This window comes from Anaerotignum lactatifermentans (assembly GCF_016902535.1).
Lineage (GTDB): Bacteria > Bacillota > Clostridia > Lachnospirales > Anaerotignaceae > Anaerotignum > Anaerotignum lactatifermentans_A.
On the sequence record NZ_JACSNY010000007.1, the window covers coordinates 63667 to 81963 of the forward strand.

Annotated in this window: 11 protein-coding genes and 1 tRNA gene; 10 read left to right on the forward strand and 2 right to left on the reverse strand. The window is 53.2% G+C overall.

What is annotated here, in order from left to right; all coding sequences use genetic code 11:
* The first annotated feature begins 247 nt into the window (after positions 1-247).
* Positions 248-1618, forward strand: coding sequence for an alanine/glycine:cation symporter family protein (locus H9X84_RS07315; RefSeq protein ID WP_330612301.1), 1371 nt, complete (start codon positions 248-250; stop codon positions 1616-1618).
* Positions 1619-1881: 263 nt separating this feature from the next.
* On the opposite strand, the gene H9X84_RS07320 is transcribed toward H9X84_RS07315, so the two are convergent.
* Both H9X84_RS07320 and H9X84_RS07325 read right to left on the reverse strand, forming a co-directional pair.
* A tRNA-Arg gene (locus tag H9X84_RS07320) sits at positions 1882-1955 on the reverse strand.
* A 119-nt stretch (positions 1956-2074) separates the two neighbouring features.
* Positions 2075-3346: a glycosyltransferase family 4 protein gene (locus H9X84_RS07325; RefSeq protein WP_205133642.1), complete on the reverse strand. Its 1272-nt coding sequence runs from the start codon at positions 3344-3346 to the stop codon at positions 2075-2077.
* Between the two features lie 201 nt (positions 3347-3547).
* On the opposite strand from H9X84_RS07325, the gene H9X84_RS07330 reads away from it, so the two are divergent.
* The 9 genes from H9X84_RS07330 to H9X84_RS07370 all read left to right on the forward strand — a co-directional run bounded on the left by H9X84_RS07330 (position 3548) and on the right by H9X84_RS07370 (position 18119).
* On the forward strand, positions 3548-5419 hold the full coding sequence (locus H9X84_RS07330) for an ATP-dependent helicase (RefSeq protein ID WP_205133643.1): 1872 nt from the start codon (positions 3548-3550) through the stop codon (positions 5417-5419).
* Positions 5420-5506: 87 nt separating this feature from the next.
* Positions 5507-8032: a hypothetical protein gene (locus H9X84_RS07335; RefSeq protein WP_205133644.1), complete on the forward strand. Its 2526-nt coding sequence runs from the start codon at positions 5507-5509 to the stop codon at positions 8030-8032.
* Positions 8025-8951, forward strand: a complete 927-nt coding sequence (locus H9X84_RS07340) for an ABC transporter ATP-binding protein (RefSeq protein ID WP_205133645.1) — start codon at positions 8025-8027, stop codon at positions 8949-8951. Before H9X84_RS07335 ends, H9X84_RS07340 begins: the two co-directional genes overlap by 8 nt.
* The gene (locus H9X84_RS07345; protein WP_205133646.1) at positions 8948-9826 is read left to right on the forward strand and encodes an ABC transporter permease; all 879 of its coding nucleotides are present in this window, start codon (positions 8948-8950) and stop codon (positions 9824-9826) included. The genes H9X84_RS07340 and H9X84_RS07345 overlap by 4 nt, the downstream gene beginning before the upstream one ends.
* Positions 9823-11298, forward strand: a complete 1476-nt coding sequence (locus H9X84_RS07350) for a hypothetical protein (RefSeq protein WP_205133647.1) — start codon at positions 9823-9825, stop codon at positions 11296-11298. Before H9X84_RS07345 ends, H9X84_RS07350 begins: the two co-directional genes overlap by 4 nt.
* 15 nt (positions 11299-11313) lie before the next feature.
* The gene (locus tag H9X84_RS07355; RefSeq protein WP_205133648.1) at positions 11314-11898 is read left to right on the forward strand and encodes a hypothetical protein; all 585 of its coding nucleotides are present in this window, start codon (positions 11314-11316) and stop codon (positions 11896-11898) included.
* Between the two features lie 29 nt (positions 11899-11927).
* Positions 11928-13709 (forward strand): vWA domain-containing protein, encoded by a 1782-nt coding sequence (locus tag H9X84_RS07360; RefSeq protein ID WP_205133649.1) that lies wholly within the window; start codon positions 11928-11930, stop codon positions 13707-13709.
* Positions 13699-16431, forward strand: coding sequence for a VWA domain-containing protein (locus tag H9X84_RS07365; RefSeq protein ID WP_205133650.1), 2733 nt, complete (start codon positions 13699-13701; stop codon positions 16429-16431). The genes H9X84_RS07360 and H9X84_RS07365 overlap by 11 nt, the downstream gene beginning before the upstream one ends.
* A 194-nt stretch (positions 16432-16625) precedes the next feature.
* On the forward strand, positions 16626-18119 hold the full coding sequence (locus H9X84_RS07370) for a VanW family protein (RefSeq protein ID WP_205133651.1): 1494 nt from the start codon (positions 16626-16628) through the stop codon (positions 18117-18119).
* The last annotated feature ends 178 nt before the right edge of the window (positions 18120-18297 follow it).

An 18297-nucleotide genomic window follows, 5' to 3' on the forward strand; every position in this document is an offset into this window, starting at 1 on the left:
AATGTACCTAGATCATTTTAATAAAATTTGTGTAAATTTTGATAAAATGCATATTTCACTTGATTTTCATTCGTAAAAAATTGCTTGTAATTTTTTTGAAATGCGATAAAATAGTAGCAGATGTTCAATTCGACAGAGAGGGAATTATACGATTTTTTTCCCGCATAATTCGTGGGATGCGGGCAAGAAATCCCAAGTCGATTTTGGCATTTGCAATCATTCTATTCATATTTGGGAGGGAATAATTATGATGGATGTTATTTCTAGTATCCAGGGCGTAGTATGGGGACCCGTTATGCTGGTTTTGCTGTTTGGTACCCACGTGTTCCTGACCATCCGTACACGGGTGATTCAGAGATACGTATTCAAAGGCATCAAACTCTCCGTTACCCCTGACAAAGAGGCGGAAGGCGACGTATCCGGTTTCGGCGCGCTGGCAACTGCACTGGCAGCGACCATCGGTACCGGTAACATCGTCGGTGTTGCGACAGCCATCGCATCCGGCGGTCCTGGCGCAGTTTTCTGGGTTTGGATCACAGGCTGCTTTGGTATCGCATCCAAATACGGTGAAGCCGTATTGGCGATCAAGTACAGAGTAAAAGGTAAGGACGGCGGTATGATCGGTGGTCCTATGTACGCTCTGGAAAGAGGTCTGAAACAGAAATGGCTGGGCGTTCTGTTCGCACTGTTTGCTGGTCTTGCCTGCTTCGGTATCGGTAACGGTACACAGGGCAACTCCATTACAGGTATGGTAAACAGCACATTTGGCGTTTCTCCTTACATCACTGGTGCGATCCTGACTGTACTGACCGGTCTGGTTATTCTGGGCGGCGTTAAGTCTATCGCAAAAGTATGTGAAAAACTGGTTCCTTTCATGGCTGGTTTCTACATCCTTGGCTGTATCATTATCTTGGTTCTGAACCGTGCGTATCTGGGCGAAGCTCTGGTAACTATCGTTAGCAGCGCGTTCACACCTAGAGCAGCAGGCGGCGGTTTCATTGGTTCCACATTTATGCTGGCAGTTCGTTTTGGTATTGCCCGCGGTCTGTTCACAAATGAAGCCGGTCTGGGTTCCGCGCCTATCGTTGACGCGGCAGCTGTTACCAGAAACCCCGTTCGTCAGGGCCTGATCGCCATGACTGGTGTATTCTGGGATACTGTTATCGTATGTGCGCTGACAGGTCTGGTTCTGGTTTCCTCTATCCTGAGAAACCCCGGCGAACTGCAGGGTCTGACAGGCGGCGACCTGACTTCCAAAGCATTTGGCCTGATCCCCGTAGTTGGTCCTATCGTATTGACTATCGGTCTGATCACCTTCGCTTGGTCCACCATCCTGGGCTGGAGCTACTACGGTGAAAGATGCTGGGTATACCTGGTAGGTCAGAAAGCAATCATGCCTTTCCGTATTCTGTGGACCATCGTTGTATTCATCGGTTCCGTAGTCAGCCTGGACCTGATCTGGGGCGTTGCGGATATCCTGAACGCTTTGATGGCATTCCCCAACTTGATCGCACTGCTTGGTCTGAGCGGCGTTATCGTTGCGGAAACAAAGAAATATCTGTTTGCTGACAATATGGAAGGCTGGTCCGACGACGAAATTCCTACTGTTGACAAATAATTATTGTAATCATTTTTCGGAAGTTCATCCACGAATAGAAAAAGCGGCCTTTGGCCGCTTTTTTTATGCCGGAAGACGGAAGGGGAAAGGCCTTCCTTTGAAAAGGGAGAGGTTTCTGTTTTTGAGGAAGATAACAGGATTGCTTTGAAAAAGGCGCATGGCGTGCAATCGCCGGCAATCCAGACAGCTCAAAGGATTCCGGCGGCCTTTGTTTTCTATGAAATTGGCACAAAAAAAGGACTGTTTTCCAACAGTCCTTTTGCCGTGAGTGACATGATTCGAACACGCGACCTTCTGATCCGTAGTCAGACGCTCTATCCAGCTGAGCTACACTCACATATTTAATTCACGCAAGAAATATATTACATCAGACAAGAAGGTTTGTCAAGAGAAAAATGAAAAAAGTTGAAATTTAACCGCCGCCCAGCCGTTTGACGCGGCAAGGCGGCGAAGGGATCACTTCTTTTCCTCGGCATGACTGCCATGATGGATGAGGGTAGCAGGCAGCTGACGAATTCGTCTGGCGGTCCGTTTGGCGCCGGAGATTTTCGGCAGCCATCTGGGCGCCTGTTCGTACTCTGCCAAGGTACGCAGATACAGCTGTTCCACATGGTTGGCGAAGGCTTCCACGGATAACGCGTCCATGGCGTTTACGGCGGCATCCGTAATGCGTTGGCGCAGGGCCGCGTCTGTCAGCACACGATACAGCAGTTCCGGAAGCTCTTCTGGCTCCTCAAAAAGCAGACCGGTTTCGTTATGGGTCATGATATTTTCAATACATTCGTCTCTTCTGGCGACAACGGGGATGCCCGCCGCCATGGCTTCCGCAAAGGTAAGTCCCTGGGTTTCCGAAAGAGAAGCGCTGCAAAAAACATCTCCCAGCTGGTAATAAAGACCGATCTCCTCCCAGGATTTCCCTCCGGTAAAGAGCAGATGGTCCCCAACGCCCAGCGAATCCGCATAGTGCTGGAGATTTTCTATTTCCATGCCTTCCCCCACAATGACCATTTTGGTATCAGGGCATTTTTTCAGCAGCTTGGGCAGAGCGCCAATGACAACGTCGATGCTTTTTTCCTTGGCGATGCGGCCGATGGAAAGGATCACAGGCGTATCCTCCGCCAGCCCCAGACTCCGGCGCAGCGCCAGTACATCCTCTCTGGCATAATTGCTTTTTTTGAAATGAGAGGTATCTATGCCGGTGGGGATAATGGAGATAGGCTTTACAACGCCGTAGGAATCCAGCAGATCCGCCGTTTTCTTTGTGGGAGCGATGACCGCTGTGGCGGTATTGCAGAAAATACGGCTGAATTCTCTGGCGCCTTCTGCCGACAGCAGATGTCCTTTCATGATATAATGAACATAGTCCTCATATTTCGTGTGATAGGTGTGGATCATGGGAATCCCCAGGGCTTTAGAAACAACTTTGCCGAAAAAGCCCATGGAGAATTCCGTCTGGGTGTGGATTATATCCAGATGGAGACCATGGATCTTATATAAAATATGAGGCGGGCAGACGAAGCAGGCCCGATAATTTTTGACGAAAAGAAAAGGCATGCTCGGCAGTCGGAAGATATTTTCGTCCGGCTCCTGAGGCTGCCTGGGGTCATAGGGTGTGAAGATATAGACATTATGACCTTTTTTGCGCAGTTCCCGGCTAAGGGTTTGAATCGAAGTAGCCACGCCGTTGAGCTGCGGGAAATACGTATCGGAAAAAATACCGATATTCATGACTTCCCCTCCTTACTTCTTATGGTTTTGCTTTCTTTAGAAATTTTAATATAATCTGGGGTTTTTTACAAGCAGGAAAAAGTTACGATCCTATAAAGATTTTTTTAAGGAAGAGGGGAAATATGGTATACTTGATACAAAAAGATAGAAAAAAGCAGAAAATCTCATTCACGATTTGAAAAGAACGACGGGAGTGTCGCTATGGAAATGAAGTTCAACGAAAATCAGAAGAAAGCCATTCTTCATGGGGAAGGGCCGATGCTGGTGCTGGCGGGGCCGGGCAGCGGAAAGACAACGGTTATCGTCCATCGGCTGCGGCACATGACGGAAACCATGGGCATTGACCCCAGAAGTATCCTGGTCATTACCTTTTCCAAAGCGGCGGCGGAACAGATGAAGAGCCGGTATTTTGCGCTGAAAGGGCGGACAGGCGTCCTGTTTGGAACTTTCCACAGCGTATTTTTCCGTATTCTGCGCCGTGCTTACGGCTATCAGGTGGAACAGGTGCTGCAGGAGGAAGAGAAGAAGGGCTGTCTGCGTCAGCTGCTGCGGGACGGGCACATCTCTGCTGCCGATGAGGAGGAATATCTGGAGCAGTTTCTCAACCAACTGTCGCTGATGAAAAATGAATTGAAGGATCTGGAAAGTTTTCAGCCGGAGGGATTGCCTCAGGAGGAATTCCGCTTTCTGGCGAAGGGATACGCTTCCTATAAAAGAAGGGTGGAAAAGCTGGATTTTGACGATATGCTTACGGAGTGCTATACGCTGCTGCGGCAGGACACGAATAGTCTGCGCTATTGGCAGACCCGCTTTGCCTATATTTTGGCCGACGAGTTCCAGGACGTGAATCAGGCCCAGTATCAGGTGCTGAAGCTGCTGGCAGCGCCCCAGAACAATCTGTTCGTAGTGGGCGACGACGACCAGAGCATTTATGGTTTTCGTGGAGCCAGACCGGAATTTATGCTGGAATTTCCGAAGGCCTACCCTCAGGCGGCCCGGGTGACGCTGGATACCAATTACCGTTCCAGCGGCAGGATCATCCGGCTGGCGGAGCAGGTCATTGCCTTCAATACATACCGCTTTGCCAAAGGGATGCGCGGCATAGGCGGCGAAGGGGATAAGATCAGCGTCTTTTCCGCCAGGGACGCGGCACAGGAAGCGGAGCTGGTGGCGGAAAAAATACAGCGTCTGCTGGAAGAGGGCGTAGAGCCTCAGGAGATTGCCGTCATCTACCGTACCAATGTACAGGGCGGCGCCTTTGCCAGAGCCCTCTACCGAAAAGGGATTCCTTACCGCCTGCGGGACGGCGGCAGCAATATTTATACCCATTGGATCGCCCGGGATCTGCTGGCCTATCTCCATCTGGCGGAAAATGAGGACAGCGACAGCGCCTTGCTGCGTATTCTGAATAAACCCAAACGCTATATCAGCAAAGAGCTTCTGGAGGAGGCGCAGCGGATGCCCTATGGCCTGCTTCGCAGTCTTTTTGTCTGCCCCTCCCTGAAAAAATGGCAGGAGGAGCCTCTGCTCCGTCTGCGGGAGGATCTGGCGCAGATCAGGAAAAGAGCGCCCTATGAGGCTCTGCGCTACATACGAAATGTCACGGGTTATGATGAATACCTGAACGATTACGCTGCTTTTCGAAAGGCCAATCTGCCCCATTTTCTGGAGATCGCCGATGAAATTACAGAGACCGCCAAGGATGCGGACAACTGTTCCGCCTTTGAAAAACGGCTGGAGGAAATGAGCCGGCAGATGCAGGAGCAGCAGAAAGCGCCTCAGGGGCCGGCGGTCAGTCTGACTACCATCCATTCCGCCAAAGGCCTGGAATTTACGGCGGTATTCCTGCCTTCTTTGGCGGAGGGCATACTGCCCTATGAAAAAGGAAGAGAAGGGGCGGCGTTGGAGGAAGAGCGCAGACTGTTTTATGTGGGCCTGACCAGAGCCCGCAGCCGTTTATTCCTTTCCTTCTGTGGAAAACGATATGAGCGGCAGATGAAGCCCTCCCGGTTTCTGGGGGAAATGGGTCTGCCCGCAGGCGTATTTCTAAAGGAGAACGATAAAAAATCGTAAGAAAGAGTTAAAACATTCAATTTGGGGGATTGGTATAATAAAACCAGATATTTATGGAAAAAACAGGAGAAAAAGGTGGGAGGTCCTATGCAGTATCAACAAAAGCAAAAATGGAAAAGACGCGCCTTTGCGGTGATCGCCGTTATGATCGCTGTCATTATGGTTCTGGGATTATTGTCGCCGGCCTTCGCGGCGGAGGCGGCTGTGGCCGTAGAGGTTACGGATACCGTGACGGTGACGCCGGAAGAGGAAGCGCCTGTGGAAACGCCGGAGGAGGAAATGGGACAGTCCAGTTTTTCCGCGGATTTTTCCATTGGATTTGACGGGAAATATATTGTGGGCGAGATGACGCCTTTTTCCGGGCAGATCACCAATCTGGCCGGGAATTTCAAGGGAGAGCTTCGTCTGAAAACATATTTATATGGAAACGACAGCCGGAATTTCCAATCCTACGCGCTCTATGCCCAGCCTTTGGAACTGCCTCAGGGAGCCACAGAGCAGATTTCCATGGAAATTGGCATTGGCAGTGTGCGTAAATATATGGAAGTGGAGCTGGTGGACCAGCAGGAACGTGTGGTATACCGCAAAAACGTGCCGGTGGAAGCGCTGGCTCCGGAAACGGTGGCTGTGGCGGTGCTCAGCAGTCAGCCGGAGCAGCTGAACTATCTGTCCAGTCTGGCGGATCTTCTGCCGGCGGAACGGAACCAGGTATTTTTCCTGGACGGGAGCCAGTTCCCTTCGGAGCAGGTAGTCATGGAAAATTTTGATCTGGTTGTGATAGATGATTTTGATACGTCTGTATTGACGGCCCAGCAGAAAGGGGCTTTGGAAAGCTGGCTGCGCAGCGGCGGCCTGTTGATATTGGGAACAGGCCCCCATGCTAACCGTGTGCTGTCCGGTCTGACTTTTTTGGGAGACATCAGGACGGCGGGCAGTGGAACGGTGTCCGCTTTCACAGATCTGGCGGGAGGCAGTGTGACACTGTCCCAGCCGATGCAGACGGCAGTGCTGGAATCGGAACTTTTGCGTCAGTACTGGGAGGATAATGGCACAGTATTGGCCAGTACGCTGACGTGCGGCGGCGGAAACGTCCTGCTCTATCATTTTTCCTTAGGCCTGACGCCATTTTCCAATTTGCCAAATGCCTCCGCTCTGGTGGCGGACAGCTGCCTGAGATGGTCCGGTGACCAGTTAGAATTGGCGTCCGATGTGGAGACCAATTATATGGACCATTATGCGGATCGTTTCCCCGGTATGGATAACGGCGGCATTTGGCTGGTATTTGGCTGTATTATTGTCTATATGGTGCTGGTGGGGCCGGTGCTGTATGTGGTGCTGAAGAAAAAGGAAAAACAGGTTCTGGGCTGGGTATGTATCCCGGTGATGGCCTTTGTATTCCTGGGCGCGGCACTGCTGTGCTCTATGGGCAGCGCTTATAAGGACAGTATGCTCAGCGTGGTGTCTGTCATTGATGTGGCGCCGGAGGCTTCCTATGGACGGGCGGATATTGGCATTACGGTGAAATCACCGAAAAAGGGAGATCTTGTGCTTGCCATGGAGGACCAGCTTCCTGTTTTGCCGAAAATGGAGGATTACTACTATTTCAGCGGAGAAAATACGGAAGAATGTGAATATCGCGTGGAAGCGGGAGAGACAAACCGACTTACCTTCTACGATCTTTCTACCTGGGAAAGCTGCGAATTGACGGCCAGAAGCATTGTGGATCTGGGCGGAACGGTACAATGCCAGGTACGTACAGAGGGCAGTGTGGTTTACTGCCTGATCGAAAATGATTCTAACGTGGATTTTGTGGATGCCTATATTCGTCTGCACGAGCAGTATCTGCCCCTAGGGGAGCTCCCTGCGGGAGAAAGCAGAGAGGTTTCTCTGGATACGGAGGCCATGGGCGAGGATACCCTGCGCAATACTCTGCGCACTGCCGTATGGGGCGGCGAAACCTCCATGTCTCAGCTGGCAGAGCAGGGAACGATCACCAGACAGGAGGCCTTCCGTTTGAATCTGGAGGAGGATCTTCTGAATATGTATGATTCCGACCGCGGCGAAGGATATTTTGACAGTGAGCAGGAGATCTGCACCTTTTTTGGATTCAGTGACGCGCCGTTGCTGACGGGTGCGAAGACCGTCAACGGCAAAGAACCCAGAGAAACGAACCTGCATCTGTACCATATCCCTGTTCGGCAGGATCTGGCGAAAATGGAGCAGTTCTCCCTGCCCTATATGATCGGGCCGCAGGCCACCGAGACCAATGGCCAGGGATATGATCTGTATTACGATTCCTGGGAAGGCCGGCATTTCCTCTCTCCTTATGGGGAGGAAGAACGGGACGTTACACTGAAATATCAGGTAGACAGCGATTTACGGATTGATTTGTTCCAGTTCCGTTTGAGCAGTCAGTCTTATGTGGTCAGCCAAAAAACGGAAATCTATAATCTTCGGACAGGACAATGGGAGATTTTGCAGGAAGTACCCTATGAAAATACGGCGGATTATGTGGATGGAGACAATACCATTCTGGTTCGTCTGCATCTGATGGGCTCGGATACGGTTATTACACCGGAAATGCGCATGGAAGGAGGCGGAAAATATGCTTGAGATCAAGGATCTGGTAAAAAAATACGGCTCCTTTACGGCAGTGGACGGGCTTTGTCTGCATGTTTCCCAGGGGAGTATTTTTGGCTTTGTGGGTCCCAACGGCGCGGGAAAGACCACGACCATGCGGATTATGGCGGGGCTGCTTCCCGCTACCTCCGGCGGCATTTTCATGGAGGACGTGGATCTGACGAAAAATCCGAGACTTCTGCGTTCTAAGATTGGCTATATGCCGGACTTTTTCGGTGTGTATGATAATTTGAAGGTAACGGAATATATGGACTTCTACGCCGGGGCCTATGAAATTCCTTACAAGGATCGCCCGGCGCTCATTGATGATCTGCTGGAGATCGTGGATTTGTCTCATAAGAAAAACGATTACGTGGATGCTCTGTCCCGTGGCATGAAGCAGAGGCTCTGCCTTGCCAGAAGTCTGATCCATGACCCGAAGCTGCTGATTCTGGATGAACCGGCTTCTGGTCTGGACCCTCGTGCCAGAGTGGAGATGAAGGAGATCCTGAAGCAGCTTCAGCAGATGGGCAAGACCGTCATCATCAGCTCCCATATCCTGCCGGAACTGGCGGAGATGTGTACGGAAGTGGGTATCATTGACCGGGGCAGATTGGCGGCCCAGGGAACGGTGCAGGAGATCATGAAACGATTGGTGCAGAAACGTACCATTTATCTGCGGCCGCTGGATCAGGTAGAAAAGGCGGCGGCAATTCTGCGGGAACAGCCCAGTGTGCAGGATGTGATTGAGAATACGCTGGATCTGGAGTTCCATTTTGACGGCAGCGATCAGATGCTGGCGGAGATTTTGCGTCAGGTTATCGCGGCGGGCGTTTCTGTGGTGACCTTCAAGGAAAAAGAAGGAAATCTGGAAGAAGTATTTATGCAGGTGACAGGAGGGGATGCACAATGATGAATCCGGTATTGCGCAGAGAAGCGGTAACGACCATGCGAAACTGGAAGACCTACGGCGCGCTGCTGATCTTTCTGGCGATTACCTCCGTCGGTGCCGCCTTCTATGTTTATGCCAGCATGTTTCAGAATTATCTTTATAATACTGACCCAGCGGCTATGGTCTGGCTGTATGTGGTGCTGGCAGGGGTGCAGATGGGACTGGTGATGCTGGCAACCCCGGCTATCGCGGCAGGCAGCATCAGCGGAGAACGAGAGCGGCAGACGCTGGATCTTCTGCTGGTAACGAAAATGACGCCCTTGTCTATTGTATGGGGGAAGATGATGTCCTCCCTGATTTATGTATTGCTGCTGGTTGTGGCGACGGTTCCTGTTTTTGGCGTAGCGTTTTATTATGGCAGTATTTCATTGGGAAGCATCCTGCTGATGCTGCTCTTCATTCTGGTGATGTCTTTGGCACTGAGCGCCGTTTCCGTGTTCCTGTCCTGTATTTTCAGGAAAACGGTGATTTCTATTGTACTGATGTACCTGATTATAGGCGTTCTTTGTTTCGGCACATTGATTCTTTTGGCCTTTTACGCCTTATTTGCCGGACGCAGCGGACAAATTGACATGTCGCTTTGGATCAGTGTGTTGATCCTGTTGCCGAACCCCGGCGCGGCATTCTTTTCCCTGATGGATATGCAGATGGGCAGCGGCATTGTCCATGGCCTGCTGAATATGGCTTATTATCATGACGGGAATCTGGTGTACTGGCTGGCGGAGCATCTGTGGATGGCGCATATGGCGGCAAGTCTGGCGGTAACGGCTCTGTTTGTATGGCTTTCCGCTCGGATGATTGATCCTGTACGGGAAAAAAGAAGGAGGAAATCATGAGAGAATTCCAACGTCTTTTGGCGCCATTAAAGCGAAAAATGGCGGCGGAGCGGTTTTTGAAATGGCTTCTGCGGCTGGAGAGCGGCGCCAGTGTGGTCTGCCTTGGATTGGTTCTGCTGTCCAAATGGGTGCGGATGGATCTGCTCTGGCAGTGCTGCGCGGGACTGTGGCTTTTGGCGGCGGCAGCCGCGGCGGTGCTGGCTTTTTGGCTGCGTCCGGTTACCCTGACCCAGGCGGCCCAGGAGGCGGATGCTTTGGGCGGTCAGGAACGGATGATTACCACATTGGAGCTGTTGGAAAAGAAGGAATACAGCACTATGGAGAAAATGGCGGTGGACGACGGCGTCAAAAAAGCGGAGCAGACGGATTTCGCTAAGGCCCATGTCTTCCGCTTTTCCAGAAAGATGCTGATTATTCTGGGTTTAAGTCTGGTGCTGACGGCCGGGGCGGGCTTTGTGCCCATCCAGCGGGAGGAACGGGCGGAGATATACGCCAAAGCCCAGCTGGAACGGATCGAACAGGCAGAGGCGGAACTGAAACGAGAGGAGTTGACCAGGGAAGAACAGGACCTGCTGGATGAACTGACCAAGAGCCTGCGTAAGGAGCTGAAACTGGCCAAAACGGAAAAAGAGGCCAAAGAGGCGGTTCAGCAGGCACAGCAGGAAATGAAAAAGCTGGAAAAGGAAAGTGTATCCAAGGACCTGCGGGAACTGGCGCAGAATATAGAGCATCAGGAAAGCACCCGGTCTCTGGCGGAGGCCCTGCGTAATGCGGACAGTCAGCAGATGCAGCAGGCGTTGACTGCCCTCCAGCAGATGCTGACACAGATGTCGGCACAGGAGATCGCCGAGCTGGCGGCGCAGATGGGGGAAGCGGCGGATCGGCTAGACGATCAGCAGCTGAAGGAAGCTCTGGAAGCACTGCAAAAGGCGCTGGAGGAGGGGATGGACCCTTCTGAGGCCATGGGAGAACTTCAGCAGGCGGCAGCGGCACAGATGGCTTCGGGCGCGAATCTGCGGGCAGGTCTGCAAAAAATGAATCTGAGTCTGGCGCAAAAAGGCGGTACCCTGCGGACCGGGCAGGAGCAACAAACGCTTCAGGCTGTGGAAGCTGACGGTCAGGGGCAGGGCAGCGGCGGCCAGGGCCAGGGAGAAGGCAGCGGCAACGGCGGCTATGGTCAGGGCAGCGGCGGACAGGGCCGTGGCTTCGGTCAGGGAAACGCCGAGGAGATTTACAGCCGGACGGCGGCCGGAATGGAAGGAGAGAATGTGCAGCTTTCCGGGGAGGATACGGAAAACGGCAGCACCGTGATTTCTCAGCATCGTACCATGGGCCAGGCGGGAGAAAGCATGCCCTACGATCAGGTATATCTCCAGTATCAGCAGGAAGCCATGAGCTCTCTGGAAAACAGCCAGGTACCCTATGGGATGCGGACACTGGTTTCCGATTATTTTTCTGGATTGGAACGGTAGGAGGCGTATCAAAGGATGAAAATGCGATTTTTGGCGATATTGGCGGCGGCAGTCTGCGCCTTTGGCGGCTGCGGCGCTCTGGACCGGGAAACAGAGGAGGAAGTTCGGGAGGAACTGAAAAACGCGGCGGCCCAAGCGGGCAGCGTTCTGGAAGAGGCTAAGGAGAAGGCCTCGGAGAAACTGGCCGAGATTGATTGGGCGGAAATGCTCCTTGTGCCGGATAGTGACAGCGAAAAGAAGAATTTGAAGGTGCTTTGCGAGGGCACAGACGGCCAGTGGACGGAAATCGAAGATATGGAGGAGTTCCGAAAGCAGGCAGATGTGGAAGCATGGGAAAAAACAGACGCTATCCCGGCGGATATGCAAGAGGCGGCACATTTTTCCATCCAGCAGAAGGGAACCATCCATCTGGGAGAGGAAGACACGGATCGGTATTATGAGATCGCGGAAATGACGCTGTACGCAGATCAGATGGTGTCCTTGACCATCCTGGGAGATATTACCCAGTATCTGGATGTGGTCCTGCCGCAGGGCAGTTTTACCGCCAATTATCTAGTGGATGAGGAGACGGCAGAATATCTGCGCAGTCTTTCTGAATAAAGAGACGATCAACAGAAAGGAGGGGGACCGTGCGGTTTTTCTACCCATTGGGATGGGCGGCGCTTTTGGCGGTGCCGGTGATCCTGCTGATGTATTTGTTAAAGCAGAAATATAAGGAACGGCAGATCCCCAGTCTTTATCTTTGGGAAAAGGTGCTGCGGCAGACCCAGTCCCATCAGCCATGGCAGAAGCTGCGCAGGAACAAACTGCTGTTTTTGCAGCTGCTGGCGGCGGTACTGCTGGCGGCGGCGCTGGCCTCGCCCCATGTGGCGGGGCTGGTGGAGGCCAACAGCTATGTGCTGGCATTGGACTGCTCTGTGAGCATGCAGGCACAGGATGCCGATGGCACACGATTTGACGCGGCAAAGGCCGATATGACCCGGCTGGTGGAGGATGCGCCTTCCCAGACGGTATTTTCTTTGGTGCTACTGGATAACGCGCCGAAAACGGCGGTCAGCGGCGGCAAAAAGGATACGGTGCTGCGGGCTTTGGAGGAGGCCGCGCCCGGCGGTACGGGTATTGACTGGCAGCAGGCGGAGACACTGCTGAAGGCGGAGCAGGATGCCATAGAAGGCGAGATTTTTCTTTTTGGAGATGACGGCGGCAGCCTGCGGGAGCTTTCCGCGCAGATGTTTTCCTATGGCGGCGCGGCAGAAAATACAGCGCTGACACTGCTTTCCGGTACCCCGGGAGAAAATGGACGTTCTGTACTGGTCCATGTCCGTCATTATGGCAGTACGCCGGTGGAAAAAGAGGTAACGCTGTTTGCCGATGGCGTGGCCATTGATACAAAAACAGTGTCTTTGGAGGCGGAAGGCCAGAAAGACGTGGTCTTTCTGGGTGTGCCGGACAACAGCGGCGCGCTGGAAGCCCGAATGACACCGGGAGATGTGCAGCCTGCCGACGATGTTATCTATGGCAGTGCCGGCGGCGATACGAAATATCGGGTGCTTCTGGTCAGTGAAGGCAATCTTTTTCTGGAAAAAGCCCTTTCGCTGGTAGATGGTGTGGAATTGTACGTGACAAATGAGGCGGAGGACCTGTCCGGCTACGGACTGTATGTATTTGATGGCATTCTGCCGGAGCGTCTTCCCAATGATGGCTATACGATGTTCTTTGCACCGGAGGGAAGTGTGCTGGGACTGGAACTGGGGGAACAGCGGGAGATTTCTTCTATGGTAACCGCCGCGGATACGCCCTGGGAGGATACCCAGAGCATTTCCTTTGCCCTGCGGGAAGGCAGAAGCCTTTCGGCGGACTGGGGCCGCGCGTTCCTTTGGGGAGATGGGGTGCCTCTGGCTCTTTACGGACAGCCGGAGGGACGTAAATGCATCGTATTCGGATTTGATCTTCATGACAGCGATCTTCCCTTGAAAATGGAGTTTCCTGTGCTGATGTACCGTCTGCTGGAATGGTATTTCCCGGCGGCGGAGACCATGGCCCAGGGAGGTACGGGAGAGGCCCTTTCTCTTTCTCTCCAGCCTGCTACAGAGCGGGCCTGGGTAGTGACGCCGGAAGGCGAAGAGGTGCAGATTGCGCCGCCTTTTCCGGCACGTACGCTGACGCAGACAAAGACCGCCGGCGTCTACTGGCTGCGGGAGGAGGACAGTACGGGGACGCTGCGGGAGACCCCTTTTGGTTTGAATGTGACGACGGAGGAATCGGATCTGCGCGTCCGTCAGAGTGTGGAAAGTCAGGAAACGTCTGCGAAGAAGTCTCTGATGGGCAGCCGTGATCTGACGAGTCTGGTACTGCTGCTGGTATTGGCGGCAATCTTGATAGAATGGCGGGTGAATTGCCGTGAGAATTGAGTTTGCATCTCCCCTTTGGCTGGTGCTGCTGCCTTTGGCGGGGGCATGGATTTATCTGCATATGAGGAAAAACGGCGTTCTTTCGTCTTTTCAGAAAAAACTGTATACAGGACTGCGGGCGATGGTCTGTCTGCTGCTGATTTTGGCCATGGCGGGGCCTACGGTTATTTTGACGGCCAAGGATACGGCTACGGTGTTTGCGGTGGACCGTTCCGCCAGCGCCCAGGACAGTCTGGATGAGATTACGGCGTTTTTGGAGGCGGCGCAGGAGAACCGTCCCGCCGGAGAGACTGTGGGCCTGGTGAGCTTTGGCGCCGCCACGGCGGTGGAGCAGCTGCCTTCGGAGGAGTCGGATCTGGCGGCGGGACTGCTTTCCGCTGTGGACCCCGGCGGCAGTGATCTGGCGGGGGCCGTGGGATTAGCCCAGAGTCTTCTGCCGGAGCGTTCCGCCAAGCGGGTGGTACTGCTTTCCGATGGGAAGGAGACCGTTGGAGATCTGCTGCAACGGGCGGATATTCTGGCCCAGCAGGGAGCTGTGCTGGATGTATACCCGCTGGAGCAGGAGGAACGTCCGGAGGTGCAGCTGACCCAAATGGAGCTGGATCAGGTAATCCGAAAGGATACCCGGTATGAGATCGCGTTGCGGCTGTATTCCACCATAGATACGCAGGCGGTGGTGCGGCTGTATAAGGAAAACACCATGATCGCCCAGGAAAACGTCACTGTGCGCCGGGGAGAAAGCCGGCTGGTATTTTCGGATCAGACCAAAGAAGGCGGTGCTGTGACCTATTGGGCGGAAATCGAGGCGGCAGAGGATACCCTGACCCAGAACAACCGGGTCTATAATTATACTTATATTGAAGATGTACCCCGACTTTTAATCATAGAGTCGGAAGAGAGCCAGTGGGCGGCGCTTCTGGAAAACAGCATGGTTTCCGTGGATCGGGTGCAGCCTGCCGCGGCGCCTGTGTCGGCGGAGGCCCTTTCCCGTTATGACGCTGTGATCCTTGCCAATGTGGATCTGGGAGAACTGCCCGATGGCTGGGCGGACACGGCGGAAAGCTACGTACGGACGCTGGGTGGCGGCCTGATTGCCAGCGGTGGGGAGAAGGCCTTTGCTCTGGGCGGCTATCAGGGTACTGTTCTGGAAGAAATTCTGCCGGTAGATATGGATTTGAAAACAGAAGGCCAGGAGCCGGATCTGACGATGATTATGGTCATTGATCGTTCCGGCAGTATGGACAGCGCCACCTACGGCGTGACCCGCATCGACATGGCGAAGGAGGCGGTCATCCGCAGTCTTTCCCATTTCCAGCAGGGAGACCGGGTAGGTGTGATTGCGTTTGATTCTGAGGCAAGCTGGGTGGTAGAGCCCCAGGAGGTTACGGCCAATGCGGAGAAAATCAGCAGCGCTGTGGCATCCATACAGGCCAGCGGTGGGACCTCGATTCTGCCGGCCCTGCGTCAGGCTTATGACGCTGTTTCCAAAAGCGAAACCAAGCAGAAGCATATTTTGCTGCTGACAGACGGTCAGGCGGAACAGTCTGGCTATGATGGCCTGCTGCAGGAAATGCGGCAAAGAGGTGTGACCCTTTCTGCTGTCGCGGTAGGGGAAGACGCCGATCAAACGCTTCTGGAGCGGTTGGCGGAGGAAGGCGGCGGACGATATTATTATACGGATGTATTTTCCGATTTGCCGGAAATCTTCGCTAAGGAGACCATTCTGGCCGGCAAGGAATTTTTGAATAACCGCAGCTTTTACCCTGCGCAGAAGGATGTGTCTGTGATTCTGGACGGCGTGGAACGTGTGCCCCAGCTGCAAGGCTATGTAAGCACTACGGCCAAGAGCCGGGCGGATCAGGTGCTCATCAGTGATACCCAGGAGCCGGTGCTGGCGGCGTGGCAGTATGGCCTGGGCAGAACGGCTGTCTGGACCCCGGATCTGTCCGGTCAATGGACGGCGGACTGGCTCAGTCAGCCGGAAGGTGTGACGATTCTGCGGAATCTGGTCTCCTGGACCATGAAAAGTCCCATGGACGACAGCCTGAAGATGACGGCGGCGCCGGAACAGTCCCGGACCCGTCTGCGTCTGGAAATGCCCTATGAGGAGGAGATAAAACAGGTTAAGGCGTCTGTGGTAGACGGCAAAGGAAAAGAGTCGGAAGCGATATTTTCCATGACTTCGCCGGGCGTCTATGAAGCATGGCTGGATACGGCGGCAGAGGGGGCCTATGTAGCCTCCGTGGGCAAGGAAAAGGAAGATGGCACATGGGAATATGCCAATACGGGCTTTTTTATTTCCTATGGGGCGGAATATGACCTAACCAAAGGCACAGGAGGCCGGACGCTGCTGGAACAGGCGGCGGCACGTACCGGCGGACGGGTATTGACCTCCGGCGCGGAGGTGTTTTCCGGCGCTGTTCCCAGAACCATGGCGGAGCGGGAATTGCAGAAGGTACTGCTGGTTTTGGCGCTGCTGCTGTTTTTGCTGGATATTGCCCTCCATCGCTTTACACTGGTGACGGCAAGGCTGGAACAGGCGGCATCTTCGCTGCATCTGCCCCAAAGAAAAGCTGGGACCAAAAAGACGGCAAAAGCGGAAAAGAAGAAGCCGGAAGAACCTCTGCCCCGGACAGAAGGGGCCAAAGCGCCGGCGGAGGAAAAGGAAACGATTTCCACGGCGCAGAAGCTGGCCCAGTCCAGGAAAAAAAGAGGGAAATGATTTTTTTCCGGAATCGGTTCTATTTGTTTCCTGATATGTAATAGAAATGTAAGGAAATTTATTGGTTTTGATATTGTTTTTTTTAAAAGGCTTCGTTATGATAAAGAGAGTGTTACGTTACGCGGTAAAAACAGTTTCCTGTCAGAGGGAGCCTTTTTCTGTCAAAGATCCTGGGGCGGCGGGAAACAGATACCATGAAGAAAGATCGGGGTAGAAAGATGGAAGAAAAGAAAAAACCAAGGATAGAGAGACTGCATCAAAATTCCCATAAAAAGGCCATTATCGCTATGCTTGTTGTGGTGATTCTGGCGGTATGCTGCGCGCTTGCGTACTTTATGTATAATCGCCACCAGATCAAGACGCTGCTGGCGACGGAAGGCATTTATCAGGGCATTACCATCGGCGGTGTGGATGTGGCAGGCATGAGCAAGGAAGAGGCGGTAGCCGCTTTGCAGCAGCAGTATACGGACGCGGTAGATAACCAGAAGGTGACCATCTCCTTTGAGGAGGACAAATGGGAAATGACCTTCCGGGAACTGGGCGCCGGCTACCATCTGGAGGAGGCCGTAGAGACGGCTTACCAGACCGGCCGGGAAGGCACGGATAAGGAGCGTTTCGCTGTGGGCAAAACACTGCTGAAGGAAGGCATGGATATCGAAGTGGAATTCACCTATGAGGACGAGGCTATGCAGGCGGCACTGGATCAGGTGGCGGAGGAATTTGACCGCCATGCCGAGGATAGTACCGTCAGCCGTTCCAATGGGAAATTTGTAATTACCGAGGAAAAGGCAGGCCGTGTCATGGACCGGGAAAAAACGCAGGCCAACGTAGCGGCTGTGCTGGAAACGAAGGTCAGCGGAACGGCGCAGATCGTGGCGGAGGTGGAAGAGCCTAAGATCACGGCGGAGGACAACAGTCATGTAACAGACCTGATCGGCAGCTTTAAAACCACCTATACCATGAGCGATAAAAACAGAAATACCAATCTGGCCGTTGGCTGCAATTATATTAACGGCACTGTTGTGACGCCGGGAGAAGTATTTTCCGCCAATGTGGAGCTGGGGCCCCAGACCTACGCCGGCGGCTATCGGGACGCGGCGGTATATAATAACGGTAAGGTGGAAAGCGGTATAGCCGGCGGTGTGTGTCAGGTAACGACTACACTGTACAACGCCGCTATCATGGCGGAACTGGAGATCGTGGAACGGTATCCCCATTCCATGACCGTAGGCTATGTGCCTTTGGGCAGAGACGCGGCCGTAGCGGGAAATTACAAAGACTTGAAATTCCGGAATAATACGGAGTATCCTATTTTGATTGAGGCTTATGCCAGCGGCGGCAATCTGGTGATGAATATTTACGGACATGAGGAACATTCCTCTTCCAGAAAGGTGGAATTCCAGACCGTATATGAATCTACCATCGCCAAACCGGCGGAAATCGTGACGGAAGATCCGGAAATGCCCGAAGGCGAACGGAAGGTGACTTCCAAGGGCAAAGAGGGCTGTAAAGTCAGTGTGTATAAAATCGTTTATGAAAACGGCAAACAGATCAGCAAGGAATGGTTCAGCAGTTCCTCCTATCGTTCTACGGCGGATGAAGTAACCGTAGGCACAAAGAAGGCGGAGGAGAAAGCAGAAACGGCCCAGACCTCGGCGGCAGGTCAGGGCGGATTTGGCATACAGTAAGTGTACTCTGGCTTTTTAAAAATCATTTTTGAAAAAAGAATCGTCGGTATCCCTGGAAAGAAAGGGATTCCGGCGATTTTTGCTTATGCCTGAAAAGACGCCTTTAGTATTTTCCGAAACGAAAAAAATCTGTTCTTCCCCCTTTTGGTGTGGTAGAATGATGCCATGGGGAAAAAGA

Excerpts from the sequence above, each read along its gene's own strand:
- H9X84_RS07355 (WP_205133648.1), top strand. The coding sequence starts at position 11,314 with ATGAAAATGCGATTTTTGGCGATATTGGCGGCGGCAGTCTGCGCCTTT.
- H9X84_RS07330 (WP_205133643.1), top strand. The coding sequence starts at position 3,548 with ATGGAAATGAAGTTCAACGAAAATCAGAAGAAAGCCATTCTTCATGGG.
- H9X84_RS07335 (WP_205133644.1), top strand. The coding sequence starts at position 5,507 with ATGCAGTATCAACAAAAGCAAAAATGGAAAAGACGCGCCTTTGCGGTG.
- H9X84_RS07325 (WP_205133642.1), bottom strand. The coding sequence starts at position 3,346 with ATGAATATCGGTATTTTTTCCGATACGTATTTCCCGCAGCTCAACGGC.
- H9X84_RS07370 (WP_205133651.1), top strand. The coding sequence starts at position 16,626 with ATGAAGAAAGATCGGGGTAGAAAGATGGAAGAAAAGAAAAAACCAAGG.
- H9X84_RS07340 (WP_205133645.1), top strand. The coding sequence starts at position 8,025 with ATGCTTGAGATCAAGGATCTGGTAAAAAAATACGGCTCCTTTACGGCA.
- H9X84_RS07345 (WP_205133646.1), top strand. The coding sequence starts at position 8,948 with ATGATGAATCCGGTATTGCGCAGAGAAGCGGTAACGACCATGCGAAAC.
- H9X84_RS07350 (WP_205133647.1), top strand. The coding sequence starts at position 9,823 with ATGAGAGAATTCCAACGTCTTTTGGCGCCATTAAAGCGAAAAATGGCG.
- H9X84_RS07315 (WP_330612301.1), top strand. The coding sequence starts at position 248 with ATGATGGATGTTATTTCTAGTATCCAGGGCGTAGTATGGGGACCCGTT.